Source organism: Flavonifractor sp. DFI.6.63, assembly GCF_024462255.1.
Taxonomy (GTDB): domain Bacteria; phylum Bacillota; class Clostridia; order Oscillospirales; family Oscillospiraceae; genus Lawsonibacter_A; species Lawsonibacter_A hominis.
Genome location: NZ_JANGBE010000069.1, coordinates 1 through 1,504, shown reverse-complemented (window position 1 = coordinate 1,504; position 1,504 = coordinate 1). Strand labels below are relative to the sequence as shown.

The following is a 1,504-nucleotide window of genomic DNA, read 5'->3' as shown; positions in this document are numbered from 1 at the left end:
GGGGCTGTTGACAAAGTGCCTGTTCATTTACTCCGAGCGGAAGAAAGGCAGTAAAAAAGACGCCCACCGGCGTCATCCCATGTACTTTATCATCCTTTTTAAGTTCAAAGCGGTCGCTGAAAGGAGGCAGTGGTCCTCCGCTGCCTCTAAACCCCGCCGCAAGACGCGTGTTAAGTTATGCCCCCACTTCTGAGCGGCAAACGTGCCCTCGCACCAGATCTGCCGCTTGCGCAGCGCATCCAGATAGTCCGGCTCGTTTTGCCGGGCAAGATGCCGCCGGACCGTGGGACGGAAGCAGGTGTCCAGCAGCCTTCGCGCACCACGCTGATCATTTTCGCTCAAACATTTCTCCCGGAAAGGACAGCTCCGGCAGTCTCCGCGGTCCGCCCAATACTCCCAGTACACACCGCTGGCGCTGCGGTACAGCCCCTTCACGCGAAGTTCTTTCCCATTGGGACATTGATAAACATCGTTCTCCGCATCATAAGAAAAGGCATCCCGTTTGAATTCCACCTTGGTTCTGTCAGCAATAGGCTGCGGCCTGACATAAAAAGAGATTCCCTGCTCCTCCAGCACACGATGGGCCAGAGGAAAATCATAAGCGGCGTCCGCTGTGGCTGCCTGAATGGGGAAGACATTTCGATGGATCTGCTCCAGGTGGTCCAGGTATGGCACGGAATCATGCACATCACCCGGTGTTACTGTCACGCCCAGGATCACACCGTGGTCCGTGTCCAGGGTCTGGTGGCTCAGGTAGTACTGGCCCTCCGGTTTCCCCGGCCGTTTCATGTGGCCTGCCTCCGGATCCGTCTGGCTCACTCGCTTTTGGCTGCGGCGGCTGTCCCGCTTGATCTGCTTTGTCCGCTTCTTCCGGCGGCGTCCAGTCCTTTTCTCCAGTGCCTCCAGTCCTTCTTCCTCGTACCTATCCAGCCGTTCCCAGTATGCGCCCGGTTCCTCCAGCATTTCCACCAGATGCTCCGACGCCCGGGAAGCATTGGCCTTTACATGGGTAGAGTCGGTGGCTGCCAGCCGCCCGCTGACCAGACCTTTCTCGATGCACTGACGCACCACTTCCTCAAACAGCCGGCGAAAAACCTTGCGGAAAGAAGGCTTGCGACGGCGCAGTTGAGAGATGGTGCTGTGGTCCGGTACCCGGTCAAACAGATCCAGACCCAGATACCACCGCAGAGCCACATCTGTCTGGATACGCTGCTCAATCTGCCGTTCCGATGGAATTCCGTACAGGTATCCTACCAGCAGATACTTCACCAGCATCACTGGGGCGATGGGCGGGCGGCCATACCTGGGGCTGTACAAACAGGCTGTTTCTTCACGCACGAAGGACAAGTCCAGCGTGGCTTCCAGTTTTCGCAGAAAGTGTCCCTCAGGGACCAAATCTTCTATCGTCACCATGTGCAGCTTCAGTTGCATTCCCATCCCCCTCTCCGCTCTTTTTTCATTATATCATATTTCCAGTGATACGCGGGCTTTGTCAACAGCCCCA

1 protein-coding gene is annotated in these 1,504 nt (G+C 56.8%); it reads right to left on the bottom strand.

The features are described 5' to 3' along the window. Nucleotides 1-72: 72 nt before the first annotated feature. The gene (locus tag NE547_RS17850) at nt 73-1,431 is read right to left on the bottom strand and encodes an IS1182 family transposase (RefSeq protein ID WP_256176613.1); all 1,359 of its coding nucleotides are present in this window, start codon (nt 1,429-1,431) and stop codon (nt 73-75) included. Between the last annotated feature and the right edge of the window lie 73 nt (nt 1,432-1,504).

Bases quoted from the DNA above. Each gene is read 5' to 3' on its own strand.
- NE547_RS17850 (WP_256176613.1), bottom strand. From the start codon at position 1,431: ATGCAACTGAAGCTGCACATGGTGACGATAGAAGATTTGGTCCCTGAG.